The 14,675-nt window shown below is 71.7% G+C and carries 16 protein-coding genes; 10 read left to right on the top strand and 6 right to left on the bottom strand.

Features of this window, described 5'->3' with window-relative positions; genetic code table 11:
- Positions 1-81 precede the first annotated feature (81 nt).
- Positions 82-1,902, bottom strand: a complete 1,821-nt coding sequence (locus AB0J74_RS18605) for a hypothetical protein (RefSeq protein ID WP_363449363.1) — start codon at positions 1,900-1,902, stop codon at positions 82-84.
- A 221-nt stretch (positions 1,903-2,123) separates the two neighbouring features.
- Here AB0J74_RS18605 and AB0J74_RS18600 point away from each other — a divergent pair, with 221 nt between their 5' ends.
- On the top strand, positions 2,124-3,515 hold the full coding sequence (locus AB0J74_RS18600) for an MFS transporter (RefSeq protein WP_363449361.1): 1,392 nt from the start codon (positions 2,124-2,126) through the stop codon (positions 3,513-3,515).
- A 41-nt stretch (positions 3,516-3,556) separates the two neighbouring features.
- Here the strand turns inward: AB0J74_RS18600 and AB0J74_RS18595 are convergent, their stop codons facing one another.
- On the bottom strand, positions 3,557-4,762 hold the full coding sequence (locus AB0J74_RS18595) for an MFS transporter (protein ID WP_363449359.1): 1,206 nt from the start codon (positions 4,760-4,762) through the stop codon (positions 3,557-3,559).
- Between the two features lie 103 nt (positions 4,763-4,865).
- Between AB0J74_RS18595 and AB0J74_RS18590 the strand changes: the two genes are divergently transcribed.
- Positions 4,866-5,861: a DUF808 domain-containing protein gene (locus AB0J74_RS18590; RefSeq protein ID WP_363449357.1), complete on the top strand. Its 996-nt coding sequence runs from the start codon at positions 4,866-4,868 to the stop codon at positions 5,859-5,861.
- A gap of 10 nt (positions 5,862-5,871) precedes the next feature.
- Here the strand turns inward: AB0J74_RS18590 and AB0J74_RS18585 are convergent, their stop codons facing one another.
- The gene (locus AB0J74_RS18585) at positions 5,872-6,063 is read right to left on the bottom strand and encodes a hypothetical protein (RefSeq protein ID WP_363449355.1); all 192 of its coding nucleotides are present in this window, start codon (positions 6,061-6,063) and stop codon (positions 5,872-5,874) included.
- A gap of 81 nt (positions 6,064-6,144) precedes the next feature.
- On the opposite strand from AB0J74_RS18585, the gene AB0J74_RS18580 reads away from it, so the two are divergent.
- Positions 6,145-6,294: a hypothetical protein gene (locus AB0J74_RS18580; protein WP_363449354.1), complete on the top strand. Its 150-nt coding sequence runs from the start codon at positions 6,145-6,147 to the stop codon at positions 6,292-6,294.
- Here AB0J74_RS18580 and AB0J74_RS18575 read toward each other — a convergent pair.
- Positions 6,291-7,172: an LLM class flavin-dependent oxidoreductase gene (locus AB0J74_RS18575; RefSeq protein WP_363449353.1), complete on the bottom strand. Its 882-nt coding sequence runs from the start codon at positions 7,170-7,172 to the stop codon at positions 6,291-6,293. The two genes, AB0J74_RS18580 and AB0J74_RS18575, sit on opposite strands and share 4 nt — an antisense overlap.
- A gap of 47 nt (positions 7,173-7,219) precedes the next feature.
- Between AB0J74_RS18575 and AB0J74_RS18570 the strand changes: the two genes are divergently transcribed.
- The gene (locus tag AB0J74_RS18570) at positions 7,220-7,828 is read left to right on the top strand and encodes a DUF1349 domain-containing protein (protein WP_363449351.1); all 609 of its coding nucleotides are present in this window, start codon (positions 7,220-7,222) and stop codon (positions 7,826-7,828) included.
- 65 nt (positions 7,829-7,893) lie between these two features.
- On the opposite strand, the gene AB0J74_RS18565 is transcribed toward AB0J74_RS18570, so the two are convergent.
- Entirely contained in the window at positions 7,894-8,262 is a 369-nt protein-coding gene (locus AB0J74_RS18565) for a hypothetical protein (protein WP_363449349.1), read from the bottom strand.
- Positions 8,263-8,596: 334 nt separating this feature from the next.
- Here AB0J74_RS18565 and AB0J74_RS18560 point away from each other — a divergent pair, with 334 nt between their 5' ends.
- Complete coding sequence (locus tag AB0J74_RS18560; protein ID WP_363449347.1) at positions 8,597-9,757, top strand: hypothetical protein; 1,161 nt, start codon at positions 8,597-8,599, stop codon at positions 9,755-9,757.
- 4 nt (positions 9,758-9,761) lie between these two features.
- Here the strand turns inward: AB0J74_RS18560 and AB0J74_RS18555 are convergent, their stop codons facing one another.
- Complete coding sequence (locus AB0J74_RS18555; RefSeq protein WP_363449345.1) at positions 9,762-10,370, bottom strand: dihydrofolate reductase family protein; 609 nt, start codon at positions 10,368-10,370, stop codon at positions 9,762-9,764.
- 201 nt (positions 10,371-10,571) lie between these two features.
- On the opposite strand from AB0J74_RS18555, the gene AB0J74_RS18550 reads away from it, so the two are divergent.
- From AB0J74_RS18550 to AB0J74_RS18530, 5 genes are read left to right on the top strand one after another with little or no spacing between them, the layout of a single operon-like run.
- Positions 10,572-11,186 (top strand): sigma-70 family RNA polymerase sigma factor, encoded by a 615-nt coding sequence (locus tag AB0J74_RS18550; RefSeq protein WP_363449343.1) that lies wholly within the window; start codon positions 10,572-10,574, stop codon positions 11,184-11,186.
- Complete coding sequence (locus AB0J74_RS18545; protein WP_363449341.1) at positions 11,170-11,871, top strand: hypothetical protein; 702 nt, start codon at positions 11,170-11,172, stop codon at positions 11,869-11,871. The genes AB0J74_RS18550 and AB0J74_RS18545 overlap by 17 nt, the downstream gene beginning before the upstream one ends.
- Entirely contained in the window at positions 11,868-12,614 is a 747-nt protein-coding gene (locus AB0J74_RS18540; protein WP_363449339.1) for an ABC transporter ATP-binding protein, read from the top strand. Before AB0J74_RS18545 ends, AB0J74_RS18540 begins: the two co-directional genes overlap by 4 nt.
- Positions 12,611-14,017, top strand: coding sequence for a hypothetical protein (locus tag AB0J74_RS18535; RefSeq protein ID WP_363449337.1), 1,407 nt, complete (start codon positions 12,611-12,613; stop codon positions 14,015-14,017). The genes AB0J74_RS18540 and AB0J74_RS18535 overlap by 4 nt, the downstream gene beginning before the upstream one ends.
- The gene (locus tag AB0J74_RS18530; protein ID WP_363449335.1) at positions 14,014-14,634 is read left to right on the top strand and encodes a hypothetical protein; all 621 of its coding nucleotides are present in this window, start codon (positions 14,014-14,016) and stop codon (positions 14,632-14,634) included. Before AB0J74_RS18535 ends, AB0J74_RS18530 begins: the two co-directional genes overlap by 4 nt.
- Positions 14,635-14,675 lie beyond the last annotated feature (41 nt).

Raw genomic sequence — 14,675 nt, 5'->3', positions numbered from 1 at the left:
CGGACGTCGCGGCCACCGACCGTTCAGCTTAACGAAAGGTGAACCGCCGTTGACCCAACGAAGCCGATCCGGTGGTTGGCATCACAAGGTGGTCCGTCCGCCACCGAACCGGCGCGCCTTCGGCACCTCGATCTCGTCGGTCTCCGGCAGCAGCCACAACGGATTGCTGAAGCCCAGTGGTAGGCCGTCCGCGGCGAACACCTCGACCCGCAGGTAGCGGCCGCCGCCCCGATCGAGCCGGAACGGCAGGATGTCGCCGGCGAACGCCTTCGCGGGGAAGGAGTGCCGCTCGATGCTGCGGGTGGTCGCCCCCGAGCGGTCGCAGACACCCACCACGACATCGACGGCCGCGCCGTCGGGCAGGTTGCCCGCGACGATCTCGATCGGCACGTTCGCCGCGTCGGTCCTGATGACCTGGCCCATCGCGGTGCGTCCGTCGACGGTCAAGTCGAGCGAGCCGGTCGGCCACAGCCGCTGATGGTTCAGGAACACCTGGCCGGCCGCCAGCCCGGCGATGAGGTCCGCGGCCGCGCGGGACTTCGACCAGACCGAGGTGTGCAGGAAGAACTTCCGGGCCCAGTCGCGCCCTGCGTGGTCGTCGTTCTGGCTGGTCGCGGTCAGGAAGATCGCGTTGCGGGCGGCGACATCGAACAGGTCGAACCGTTTGTTCGCGACGGCCACGTCCCCGCGCGAATCGACCGCTTCCATCAGGTCGCAGCCCAGCGCCCGGCTGGCGACCAGCTCGGCGGCGTCGAGCGGCGGGTGGTTGTACTGGACCAGCGCACCGCGCTCGTGATACCAGCGCACCATCTCCCGCGCCGCCGCCACGCTGTCGTCCAGCTTCGGCGCCTTGCCCCCGTCCGGATACGGGAACAGCTCGAAGTGCTCCATGAAGACGTTCATGTGCCGCACCATCGACACCTCCGCGCCCAGCAACTGGGTGATCTCCGGATACCGCCTACCGAGCCGCTTCATCAGGGCACGCTGCTGCCGTACCGCCCAATGGAGTTGGTCCCGGGTTCGTTTGATCCGCAGGCGGTCGAACACACCCTGGCCGGTGGCGCCGTTGCGGGCCCGCACGCCGAAGCGCAGCCGGGCCAGCGCCGAGTCCTCTGCCACCAGGTCAGGCCAGAACCGCGCGATGTCGTCCAGCGGGCGGATCCTCAGCGTCTGCCAGCTTCCGGTCGCCCGCACGGTGACGACACCGGTCAACTGCCGTTCGACGGCACGGGATGCCCGGCTGCCGACCCGGTACTCGAGCACATAGACGCCGGCGGGGCGGCCAGCGGTCGCGGGCCGGTAGGAGGTCTCGATCTGGAACACGAGTTCGGCGTCCGGACCGGTCCGCTCGGCGAGCACGTCCAGCGCGAGCGTCGTGTCGGTCAGGTTGGTGGTGTAGAAGCTGTTGCCGCCATCCCCCCACAGCCAGGCGCCGCCCCATTCGGTCGCGCTGGCGCCGGTCGCGCTGACCCGCAGCGCTTTACCGGTTTCCCCGGGGCTGTGCGGCTCGTCGACGAAGGCGTGCCGCGCACCGGTGACCGGTCCCTCGTTCTGCGGGAACCAGGCCAGTTGCTGGCCCTCGTCGGTGCCGTCGAACCGGATGGTGTCGTAGTAGCCGAACGCCTCCATCCGCCAGTCGTGATCGGTCCACCAGATCACCTCGGTCCCGGCCCGCCTGGCCTGTTCGAGCTGCGACAGCATGCTGGCCCCACCGCCGCCGTCGGCATAGCTGCCGCCTTCGCTGAACGACGAGTGGGTGTGCATCGACATGCTGACCGGGATGCGACCGAGGCGCTCGCGCTCGCGACCGCCGCCGGCTGCGGGCGGCCCGCTCAGGCCGCCGACGGCTGCCGCGAGACCCAGCCCGAGCATTGTCCGACGCGTGACGTCCCGTTCCAGCATGCCGGTCGCTCTCCTTGTTCGGGCGGGTGGCGGATCCGCCGGTGGTCGGTACCGCCTCGACGAGGCAAACGGCTGTCGTGGTGGGTAGGACGCGGGTCAGGTTTTCGACCCGGATGCCTCAGGGAATACATCGATCGATGTTGGGTAACGGGTCGTCGGTGCTGACCCAGGCGGCGCACCATCCTGGATGGAGGTTGAGCGCCCCGATGGACCGGAGCCAGTTGGATCAGCGAGCGAGCACCCATCCGGTACGGCGGTCGGCGCACGGCTGGACAGTTGCTCTGGTCCTCGCCGGCGCGATGTTCCTGGTGCTGTTCGACAGTCTGGCCGTCGCCACGGCCCTACCGGCCATCGGCGCCGAGTTCGACATCTCGGCCGGCCAGCTGCAATGGGTGGTCACCCTCTACTCCTTGAGCATCGGGGGTTTCCTCGTCCTCGGCGGCCGCGTCTGCGACGTGTGGGGACGGCGCCGGCTGATCGTCGCGAGCCTCGCGCTGACCGCGGGCGGGCTGCTGCTGTCCGGCGTGGCGCCGGCACTGTTGCCGCTGCTCGCCGGCCGGGTACTGCAAGGCATCGGCGCCGCGTTCGCCATCCCGGCCGCCCTGGCGTCCGCGGCCACGCTCTATCCCGACGAGCCCTGGCGCAGCCGGGTCTTCGCGGTGGTGGCGGCGGCGGCGAACACCGCCGGCATCGCCGGCGCGGTGTGCGGCGGCCTGATCACCTCGTACCTCGGTTGGCGCTGGCTGTTCCTCATCGTCGTACCGGTCGCCGCACTGGCCTCGGCCACGGCGCTGTTGTTGCTTCCCGCCGACGGCCCGACCCACTTCCGGCGCGAACGGCTGGACGTCGCCGGCGCCGTGCTGGTCACCGGTGGCCTCCTCGCCGTCATCTACGGTGCCAGCCTCATCGGCGAGCACGGGCCGGGGCCCGCGACGATGTCGCCCGTCGTCGCCGGTCTGCTGATGTTGGCGGCCCTGGCGTGGCTGGAGCGACGGGTGACCAACCCGCTGATCAAGCCCACCGTGCTGCGGTCGCCGCGGTTGGTGGCCAGTTGCGTCGCCTTCGGCGCCCACTCCGCCGCGTACGCCGCTGTCGTGGTTGTCGGCAGCCTTCAGTTGCAGGACGTCTACCGGCTGTCCGCGGCACAGGCCGGCGTCGTGCTGGCTCCGGTGCTGCTCGGTGCCCTCATCAGCGCGGCACCGGCCGGACGGCTCGTCCGCCGGCACGGTGCGGCCCGGGTCGTCGCCGTCGCGCTGCTGCTGTGCGCGATCGCCCTGACCCTGGTGGCGTTCAGCTCCCGGGTCTCGTTGCCCCTGCTGGTGATTTCGCTGATCGTCTGGGGTCTGAGCGCCGGGCCCATCTACGTTGGACTCACCCGCGAGTGCATCGGCGACGCGGCGCCCGAGGACCGCGGCATCGCCTCCGCGCTGTTCGAGTCGACCAGTCACGTCGGCGGCGCGATCGCGGTCGCCGTCTACCTGACGATGATCGGCGCGGGAGCCGACTACAGCACGACCCAGCTGATCGGAGCCGGCCTCAGCGGCATCGCGGTGCTCACCACGCTGCGCATCATGCCTTCAGGCTCCGCACCGACGCCGGAGCACCGGACCTGAGCCGCGGCGGCGCGCCCGTGATCACGCAGCCGTCCGAGCGGTCAACCCGGTGCGGGGTCGCGGCGATGCCAGAGCAGGGCCGCGACCGACAGTGCGCCCACCATGGCGGCGAAGGCGACGGTGGCGGTCAGCGGGCTCGCCACCGTGGACAGCACGCCGATCCCGATGACCGGAACCGAGTTCCCGACGAAACACGAGACGAAGTAGAGGGACGTGACCTCCGCACGCCGGTCGCCGGGCGCGAGCCGGTTGACCACCTCCAGGCTGCCGCGGTAACCGAGGGCCATGGCGATCCCGCCGACCGCCGCGCCGAGCAGCAGGAGGGCCAGCGATCTCGCCGCCTGAGCGGCGACCACCAGCGCGACGGCGGGCAGCAGCGCGACCAGGCCGCCGACCATGGCCGAGGCCGGCCGCAACCGACCGCCGAGCGAGATGCAGACGGCGGCGACCGCACCGAGTTCGAACACGACCAGCCCGCTCACCGCGATGTTCGCCAGGTGCAGGTCACGCAGCACGATGGTGGGGATCAACGCGAAGTAGAGGCCGCCAAGCGCGAAGGTGACGAAGCCGGTGACGGCCGGGGTGACGAAGGAGCGCAGCCGGTCCCGGGGCACGCCGATGCGCGGCCGCACCAGGAGCCGGCCGGTCCCGTGCCCGCTGCGTTGCCTTTCGTCGGGGATCCGCGCGACCGCGGCGGCCGCACCGGCCAGCAGCACCAGGTAGACCAGGAACGGCAGGACGAGCGGTGCGGGCGCGTACTGCCCCAGCAACCCGCCCAGCAGCGGTCCGACGGCGATGCCGGTCAGGTTGGCCGTGGCGGCGGTCACCGTCGCCCGAGTCCGCCGTTGCGGGCCGAACTGCTCGGCCAACCAGGCCGTGCCGGTGCCGGAGAGGATGCCGACCGCGAGGCCGATCGTCAGCCGACCGGCGTACAACCACGCCGTGCTCTGCGCGAACAGGAACAGCAACGCGCTGCCGCCGGCCAGCCCCAGCGCGGGAAGGGCGACCCGTTTGCGGCCGACGTTGTCGGAGATCCGGCCGAACAGCAGCAGTGCCGTGACGTTGCCGACCGCGTACACCGCGTAGACGAGCGTGAGGGTGATCTCCGAGAAGCCGAACTTCTCCTGGTAGAGCGAGTAGAGCGGGGTGACGATGACGCTACCCAGGAAGGCAGCGGTGACGATCGACGCCACCGCGGGAATCGTCTTCGCCGTCTTGGTCGGGGGGCGGACACGAACCTCGGTCACGACGTGGTCGCTACCCTCTCAGGCCTGGACCGAACCGGCTCGCAGCGGTGTGATCGTCGTCACGGGTGATGCACACTGACGTATCGACGGCGAAGGAGCTTTGGTGAGCGGTGGACTCGCGGCACTGCTGGATGACGTTGCCGTCCTGGCCCGCGCGGCGGCCGCGTCGATCGACGACGTGGGCAGCGCGGCGGCGAAGGCTGGCTCGAAGGCCGCCGGGGTCGTCATCGACGACGCGGCCGTCACACCGCAGTATGTGCGTGGCCTGGCTGCGGAGCGCGAGCTGCCGATCGTCAAGCGCATCGCGCTCGGCTCGCTGCGCAACAAGTTCCTGATCATCCTGCCGGTGATCCTCCTATTCAGCCAGTTCCTGCCCTGGCTCCTGACCCCGCTGCTCATGCTCGGCGGCGCATACCTGTGTTACGAGGGCGCCGAGAAGGTCTGGGCCAAGCTCGCCCATCGTGACGCCCACGGGGCCGGCGAGGACCGGCAACCCGACGAGAAGACGTTGGTGTCCGGCGCGATCCGGACCGACCTGATCCTGTCGGCGGAGATCATTCTGATCTCGCTGAACGAGGTCGCCGACGAGGCGTTCGCGTCCCGGCTGGCGATTCTCGTGATCGTCGCCCTGGCCATGACCGTGCTGGTCTACGGAGCGGTGGGCCTGATCGTGAAGATGGACGACGCCGGCTTGCGCCTGGCCGAGCTTCCCGGCCAGCGGCTCGCCGGCTTCGGCCGCGGCCTGGTGCGGGCGATGCCCCGGGTCCTGGCGGTGCTGACGGTGGTGGGCACCGCCGCGATGCTGTGGGTCGGCGGACACATCCTGCTGGTCGGTGCGGACGAGCTCGGTCTGCATCAGCCGTACGCGTTCGTGCACCACCTGGAGGAGGCGGCCCACGACGGCACGGGTGCTCTGGGTGGCCCGGTGGGCTGGCTCGTCAACACCGCGGCCAGCGCCGTGGTCGGCCTGCTCCTCGGCGCGGCGATCGTGGCCGTCATGAGCGCGGCTTTCCACCGCGGCACGCCCGACCGCACGGGCGAGAGCGCCGAACGAGTCAACGAGACCGACGAGACCGACGAGACCGACGTCCGGCAATAGCGGCAGCGGCTCAGCGATCGCCGACCAACGCGGCGAAGGCCTCGGCCAGGATGCGGTCGCTGAGTTCGGTGCCGGCGGTTGCCCGCGCCAGGATCAAGGCGCCCACGGCCGTGCTCGCGGCCACCGTGCCGCCCAACTTGTCCGCGAAGACCTCGACTCCCCCGGCGTAGGTGGCGGCGAGGTCGGCATCGGCGCCGGGCATGTCGCGTGCGAAGCCCGCGACCGGGCAACCGTCCCCCGGCGAATCGCGGTCCCGGACGCCGACGCCACCGCGGTTGCGCGAATGAAGCAGGTCGGCGCGATCGTCCTGGCCAAGACCAACCTGCACGGGCTCGGGAAGTTCACCATCGACGGCCAGACCGTGGACGCCTTCCACGTCAGCTCGACGACCGTCCCGTTCAACCTGACCGGGCTGCCGGCCCTGTCGGCCTAGCCGGCGCGTTCGGCGGCGACCTGAGCGCGGACGGCGGGCACCACCTCTTCCGCGAAGCGCGGCAACTGGTCAGGGCCCTCGGCCGAGAAGAGGAAGGTGTCGAACCCGAAACCGACAGCGAGGTCGGTCAGCTCGTCGACCCACTGGTCGGCCGGCCCGCGCAAGAGGCCTTCCCGCGTGCCGTCGGTGATCCGGCCGTTGACGTTGAGCACCCGGCGGATATCGGCGGGGCTCCGGCCGGCGGCGGCCGCGGCGTCGTCGAGCCGCGCCGCGGCGGCAGCGAGCTGGCCGGTCCCGTCGCGGAGGGAGGGTACCCAGCCGTCGGCGACCCGGCCGGCGAGCACGAGCGCGCGGGGGCCGTAAACGCCGAGCCAGATGCCGATGTCGTGCACCGGTGTAGGCCCGGAGTGCACGCCGGCGAGCCGGTAGTGCCGCCCGTCGAAGCGCAGGTTGCGCTCACCGCTCCAGATGAGCCGGATGACGGTGATCGCCTCCGCGAGCGCATCGAGCGCCACGCCCGGTGTGCGGCGCGGTCCGCCGTAGCCCTCGATCGCGTCCCAGAACGCGCCGGCGCCGAGCCCGAGTTCGAAGCGACCGCCGCTGAGCACGTCGATGCTGGCCGCGGCCTTGGCCAGCATGGCCGGCGGGCGCAGCGGCAGGTTGGCGACGTCGGGGAAGACGCCCACCCGCGTCGTCGCCGCCGCGATCGCGCTCATCAGCACGAACGTGTCGACGAACCGGCGCTGGTAGGGGTGGTCCTGAATGCCGATCCAGTCCAGGCCGCGCCCTTCGATGTCGCGCGCGGCGTCGAGGAGGGGCACGCTCGCGTTCGGGACCAGGAAGGTGCCGAACGTCAGATCGCGGCCATGATCGGGCACCCGTCAACCGTATCTCCGCCGCGATCGTTGCAGTACGGTCTTGTGCCATGGCCGACCAGCTGCGGGTTCCCGGTGTGCCGTTTCCGCTCGTGCCCTCGGCCGCGCGGGTCTGGCAGGTCGACGAGGCGACCGTGACCGTGTCGGCGCAACCGCACACGGACATCTTCGTCGACCCCGCGGTGGGCGGCGCCACGACGTTGAACGCGGCCACGTTGCTCGGTGCGGCGCCGGAGGGCGACTTCCAGCTCAGCGCCCGGGTCACCGTCGGTTTCGCCGCCACGTTCGACGCCGGGGTGCTCCTGCTCTGGGCCGACGAGCGGCACTGGGGCAAGTTGTGCTTCGAGCTCTCGCCGGCGGGCGAGCCGATGATCGTCTCCGTGGTGTGCCGCGGTGTCGCCGACGACGCCAACGCCTTCGTGGTGCCGCCCGGGCCGGTGTGGCTGCGGATCTCACGCGTCGATCGCGTCTACGCCTACCACGCTTCGCTCGACGGCGACGCCTGGCAGCTGATCCGGGTGTTCGCCCTCGCCGACGACACGTCGGGCGACCGGATCGGCTTCGAAGGCCAGTCACCGACCGGCGAGGGGTGCGAGGTGACCTTCGACGAGATCCGCTTTCGACCGGAACGGCTCGCCGATCTGCGTAACGGCGCCTAGGCTGCCAGAGCCGGCCGCGGCCGGTGACCGTGGGTGGACAAGTCGGCTCAAAGGCACGAAGCCAATCAGCCCAGGATCGCTCGGACGACCGCGGTGTCCCCGTCCAGTTCCAGCAGGTGTACGACGTACCCTCCCGGTTCGGGGTTGGCTCCGGGTTGGTCGCATCCGACTCGCCCGCCGCCGTCGGCGTGTACCGCCACAGTGCACCCTGGCCCTGCCATGAAGCCGCCACCGCGGCCCCTGCCATTGGCGTCGGTCAGTCGCACACTGACACCGCCATCCTCCACATAGGCCGATACCGTCCACGTGGCGAGCGAGAACTTAGCGGATCCGGAGAAGGACACTTCGCAGTCGCCGTCGGCACACTCGGTGTACTTGGTGCCGCCCCCGCTCGGCGCCTCCGTCTTCTGTGGCGTTTTTAGCTTCTGCGCCACTTTGGGCTCCTGTGCCGCCTCCGCCTCGCGTGACTTGACCACGGTGGGGGAGGAAGATGCGGAACGTCCGGCGTCACGGGGACTTGGGGGGAAAGCAGAGCTAGAGGCGGTCGCGGTAGCGGCGGTGTCAGGGCTCGACGGCGTGGCATCGGCGGAGGATTCCGCCTTGGAGTCGCAGCCGGCCACGGCCAAGCCCAGCAGTAGCGCCCGATCGCTGTGCGTTTTGTGAAGGAGGGTCGGCAATGCTGCACGCGCGGAGTCTAGTGGCCCGACGTTGCCGGAGCCCTCTCAGCGGCGGCTGGGCCGTCGGTCGCCGTGGCCGTACCATCTCCCGGTGATCCTGCCTCGCCGACGTCTGGTCACCGCCGCCCTTCTCCTGGTGTTGGAGGCGGTGACCTTCGCGCTCTTCGTGACCGAGTCCCTGTGGGGTGCGGTCGCCGCCGTCGGGCTGACCTGCGGTTCGTTGTGGGTGCACCTCGTGCTGCACGAGTGCGGGCACCTCGTCGCGGCGAAGCTGCTGCGTCTGCCGGTCGTCGCGGTCCGGATCGCACCCTTCACCGGCTGGCGGAACGAAGTGGTGGTCCGGCTGCCGCTGTCGGCGCCGTCGTTGAAGCTGCGGATGGTGCTGTTCTACCTCGGCGGCCCGTTGGCCAACCTGTGCGGCGCGCTGGTGCTGTTCGCCGCGACAGAGTTGACGAGTTCGGCGTTGGCCCGCCTCGCATTGCTCGGCGCGGCGGGGATGGCGGCGCTGCTCGGGGTGGCCAACCTCGTTCCCGGGTCATCGCCCCGCAGTGACGGTCGCAACCTGCTTCGGTGGTTGCGCACGCCGACCGCCACCGTTGCCGCCCTGCGGGCCGCCTACTTCCAGGAGGAGGTACGCAGGACGTTGCGGGCGATCAGCCACGATCCAGTTGGTGACGGCGACGACCCGTGGCGCCTACTCGCCGCCTTCCAGCGGCGCCTGAACATCGAGTCCGCGGCGGATCTGATCGCCGCTGCCGAGCGGCTCGCGGCGCTGACCCGCGCGGACGGCACCGATCCCGCGGTCGCGGCCGCGATCGCGGAGGTGCTCACCATCCAGTTCGGCTCGTGGTACCTGTACGACGCCGCGGTGAACGACGCACCGGTCCCGCACCACGAGGTGCTCGAGATCGTGGAACTGGCCGAACTCGCGATCCGGCTGCAGCCGGGCCAGTTGTCCGCGCGCGTCGCCATGAGCCTGGCGCACCTGCTCAACCACCGGCCGGAGCAGGCGCGGTCGCTGCTGCTCGACATCCGGCCCGACGGCGACCAGCCGGACCTGTGCGGCGTCGCGTTCGTCCTGCGCGCCATCGCCGAGTGCTACCTCGGCAATCGCGCCGAGGCCGACCGGTGGCTGCACGCGGCCGGCCCGCGCTGCCCGCAACTGACCAGGCTGGCGGAGGCCATCCAGGCAGCCGATCCGTTGCCGCCCCTGTTCGCCGCGGCGCCCCACGAGCGCACCGCGGTCGCCTGACCCGTCAGGGCACCACGCGGTAGGTCAGGTGGGTGACCAGGCTGGCCGCGCGCGAGCCGACCTGCTCGAGCTTCAGCGCCGGGACGCCGTCGAACAGGCGGGTGCCGGCGCCGAGGGTGAGCGGCACGACGTGCAGCCGCAGTTCGTCGACCAGGCCGGCGGCCAGGTACTGGTTGATGGTCGTCGCGCCGCCGGCGATCAACACATCGCCGTCGACCGCGGCCGTGCGCGCCTGCGCCAGTGCCGGCCCGACCCCGTCGGTGACGAACGAGTACGTGGTGCCGCCGTCCATCGGCTGCGGGTCGCGCGCGTGGTGGGTGAGCACGAAGACCGGGGCGTGAAAGGGCGGATTTGGCCCCCACCAGCCGTTCCACTGCCGGTCCCACGCACCGCGGACCGGGCCGAACATGTTGCGGCCCATGATGAACGCCCTGGCCGCGGCGAACTGGTCGACCTCGGCCCGGTTCTCCTCGGGCGTGTCGAACATCCAGGCGTGCAGCTTGTCGCCCGTGCCGTCGCCACCGTCGTCGCCGAACGGGCGTTCCTCGGTCTGGTCGAGGCCCGCCGAGTAGCCGTCGATCGACATCGTGATGTCGCAGATCACCTTGCCCATGGCTGTCTCCTCTTCGTAGCGGCGCGGTCGACTCTGGTACTCCAGTCATAACGAGCACAAGATCCGGCGGTGCCGACGTCCGGATCTGTGGAGTTCCCGGCATAAACCCCCCGGGCGAGACGACGCGGCGACCCCGCCGGCCATGCCGCTCGGGCCCGTACAGTGCCTCCACCAGCGGGAATGATCCGGCGCACAAAATAGGTGGGCGCGGCGGTGAACCGATCGGCGCCGGAACGCAACAGAGATGCGATGGACAACGACCAGTTGATCGCTGCCGTGGCCGGTGGAGACGACACCGCCCTGCGGGAGCTGTTCACGCGGCACGCGCCGTGGCTGGCTGCCCGGCTGCGCGCCGTGCTGCCGGCCGCCGACGTCGAAGACGTCTTGCAGGAGACGTTCCTCGCCGTGTGGCGCGGTGCCGCGGGCTACCGGCTCGAAGGCGCCGGAGCGTGGTTGTGGGGCATCGCGCGCCGCCAGGCCGCGTTGTGGCTGCGCCGGCGGGGCAACCCGGAGCGCCTGCTGTCGGCCCTGGCCACAGCCGATGACCAGCGGCTGGCCGATCCGGCCGAAGCGGCGCTGTTCCGGGCCGAGCTCGCCGATGCCGTCGAGGCGTTGGGTGCGGCCGGCAGCGCGCAGCGCGAGACCTGGCGGCTGATGTATGTCGAGGACAGGACGGTGGCCGAGGTGGCCGAGCTGATGGGCGTCCCGACGGGGACGGTGAAGAGTCGCGCTTACCACGTTCGCCGGCTGCTGCGGGCCGCCCTGGGGAACCGGGCGCCGGCTGCCGGGGAGGTGGGCGATGAGCGGAGTCGATGACGTGCCGCACGACGTCGACCTGCATCGGGTCTGGGTCGGCGTGGCCGCACAGGTGTGGCGCCGCCGGCCGGGGCCGGTGGAACGAGCCGCACGGCGGTTGCTGCGCTCGCCCGGTCTGGCGCGGGCGTTGGTGACCACTCCGTCGCTGCTGCTCGGATGGGTGATCGCGACCGCGGTGGTGCTGGCGGCCGGGCTGCTGGCCACCCGGGCGACCGGGACCCCGTTCGTGGCCCTGTGCGCCCCCGGGATCGCCGCTGCGGGCATCGCCTACGCCTACGGGCCCGGGGTCGACCCGGCCTGGGAGCTGTCCCGCAGCGTGGCGGTCAGCGACCGGATGGTGCTGCTGGTGCGGGCGCTGGCGGTGTTCGGGCTGAACGCGGCGCTCGGGTTGGCTGCCTCGGCCGCGTCGGGTACCGCGACAGCGGTCACGGTCGGCTGGCTGGTCCCGATGACCGCGGTGTGCGCGCTGGCGTTGGCCGCCGCGACCGTCGCCCGGTCGGCCAACGTCGGCGTGGCCGCGGGGCTGGCCGGCTGGGTGATCACTGTCCTGTCCGGACAGATCGCCGCCGGGCGGCTCACCGCCGCCGTCACCGACACCACGCTTCGACTTCCCTACCTGGCGTTCGCGGGGTGCTGCGCGCTGATCGTCGGCCATGCGACCCGGATTTCGAGAGGATCCTCATGAACGTCGAGACCAGCGAGTTGACCCGGCGGTTCGGCCGCACCCAGGCGGTCGCCGGCGTGAGTCTGGAGATCGGCACAGGGGTCTTCGGGCTGTTGGGCCCCAACGGCGCGGGCAAGACCTCGCTGTTGCGGATGATGGCCACCGTTGTTCCTCCGTCATCGGGTCGGATCCGGCTGCTCGGCCTGGATCCGGCCGCCTACGGGCCGCGCCGGCGGATCAGACGCAGACTCGGGTACGTGCCGCAGAACCTGGGTTTCTACCCGCGGTTCACCGTCGTGGAGTTCGTCGAGTACTTCGCGCTGCTCAAGGAGGTGCCGGCCGCGCGGGTGCCGCAGGCGGTGGCCGCCGCGGTCGAGCGCGTGGGGTTGGGCGACAAGGCGAAGGCGAAGCTGCGCACCCTCTCCGGCGGGATGCTGCGCCGCGTCGGCATCGCACAGGCGATCGTGAACGAACCGGACCTGCTGCTGCTGGACGAGCCGACGGCCGGCCTGGATCCCGAGCAGCGGGTGGCGTTCCGCGCGCTCCTGCGTGACCTCGGTGCGCGCAGCACCGTCGTGGTCAGCACCCACCTGGTCGAAGACGTCGGAGCCGCGTGCACCCGCGTGGCCCTGATGGACCAGGGCAAGATCGCCTTCGACGGCACACCGGACGAGCTGACGGCCCGGGGCGCCGGAACGTCAGCGGCGGGCGACGCCCCGCTGGAGCGCGGATACAGCGCGGTGCTGGCGCAGGTGCGGTCGTGACCGCGGCGGCCCGGCTGCTGCGGCTGGAGTTGCGTAACAACGTGATGCTGTGGCTGCTCCCCTTGGCGGCCCTGCTGTTCTGGTTCGTGACCTTCCGCCCGGGCATGGCGTACCCACCGATGTGGAATCTCCGAGCCACGGCGATGCAGACCTCTTCGCTGGCGGTCTTCGTGCCTCTGGTGGTGGGCGCCGCCGCCTGGTCGGGCTCGCGGGAGGGCCGGCACGGCAGCGTCGAACTGGTGGCCGGCAGCGCCCGCTCGCGGTGGGCCCGGCAGACCGGCTCGTGGGCGGCGACCACGTGCTGGGCGATCGTCGCCTATCTCGGCTGTGTCGGTGTGCTGTATGCGGTGACCGCCGGGGAGGGCGCGTGGGGCGGGCCGTTGTGGTGGCCGGCCGGGGTGGGCGCGGCCAGCCTTCCGGCGTTCTCGGCGCTCGGGTTCACCGCCGGCGCACTGCGTCCGAGCCGGTTCACGCCTCCGGTGATCGCCATCGGCGCCTTTCTCGGGTTGGAGATCAGCGCGAACTTCATCCAGGGCTACGGTTCGTTCTGGCAGGTCTCACCCGTGGTGGCCAATCCCTGGTCGCTGGGCGCCGACGAGGGCATCGCGACGTTCTACCGCTATCTGCCCGATCTCGCGATCGCCCAGATCCTCTTCCTCTCCGGGCTCACCGCGGCACAGCTGGGCCTGCTCGGACTGCCCGCGGGCGCCGGCGGTTCGTGGCTGCGCCGGTCGGCGACCGCGGTCACCGTCGCCGGTCTCCTCGGCGCCGGCGCCGGCGTCGCGTTGGCCGGCACCGGCCACCTCGACGAGCACGGCATGATCGCCATCCCGGTCCTGCACAACGGCGCCTACGACCGCCCGGCCGCGTATACGCCGGTGTGCAGCCAGAGCGCCATCCCCGTCTGCGTGCACCCCGCCTACCGCCGCTACCTGCCGGCGATGGTGGACGGGTTCGCGCCGGTGCTGGCCGAGGTGGCCGGCCTGCCCGGTGCCCCGGTGCGGGTCAACCAGGTCGCCGCGGCCTACGAGCCGGGATCGAAGAACGAAGTGCGGATCGGTCGGGCCGGCGCGGCGGTCAGCGGCACACCGCCCGTGTTCAACGTGGTGCTGCCGACCCAGGAGGCGCACCAGATGAGCACCGAGGAGCTCGCCGCGATACTGCGCGCGGGCATGGCGCGCGACCTTGTCCAAAACCTCACCGGCGGCGGCCGCGGTGCCGGCGACGCGCAGCAGGCGGTCACGGAGGCGCTGGCCCACACCTCGACCCTGCCGCCGGGAAGCCCCGTCGCCGAGGCGGCGCGACGGTTCGCGGCGCTGCCGGCCGCCACCCGGCGGGCCTGGCTCGTCGCGCACCTCCCGGCACTGCGGGCCGGCCAGCTCACCCTGGCACGGCTGCCGTGACCGCCCTGTCCGGCCGGGTGCGGCTGGTGACCCTGCATCTGGCCAGCCGGCGCGTACCACTGGCCGTGGTGGTGCTGCTGGCGTGCGCCGCCGTGTTGCGGATCGCCCTGCACCGAAGCTGGGACGCCTACGGCGCGCTCCAGTTGCCGCTGTTCGTCGAGACCGGCTGCGCCGTCGTCATCGCCGCCACGACCGCGAGTCCGTTCGGCGACCCCGAACGTGCGACCGGCCGGTGGCTGCCGTTCCTGCGGCTCGGCAGCGCGCTGGCCCTGACCGCGATCGCCGCCGGTGCGCTGGCTGCCTTCACCGCCGGCACCCCGCTGGCCGGCGGCACGCTCGGCGCCCTGCGCAACACCGCCGGGTCGACCGGCATCGGCCTGCTGTGCGCGGTCGCGTTCGGTGGCGCGCTGGCCTGGACCGGCCCGACCGCCTATCTCGTCGCCAGCATATACGCGCTCTACACGCAGTGGCACGGGCCCGCCCTGACGACGCCATGGCTGTGGCCGGCCCGCCCCTCGTCCGACGTCGAAGCCGCATGGTGTGCGGGTCTGGTCTTCGTCGCCGGGGCCGTGCTCGTCATGGTGCGCGGCTCGCGCGACACAGCGACCCGAGCCTGACCCGAGCGCGCGCAGATCTTGCAGTACCTGTTAGCGAGTGT

The organism is Asanoa sp. NPDC049573 (assembly GCF_040676615.1).
Taxonomy (GTDB): Bacteria; Actinomycetota; Actinomycetes; order Mycobacteriales; family Micromonosporaceae; genus Asanoa.
This window is presented reverse-complemented; position numbering and strand designations above follow the sequence as displayed.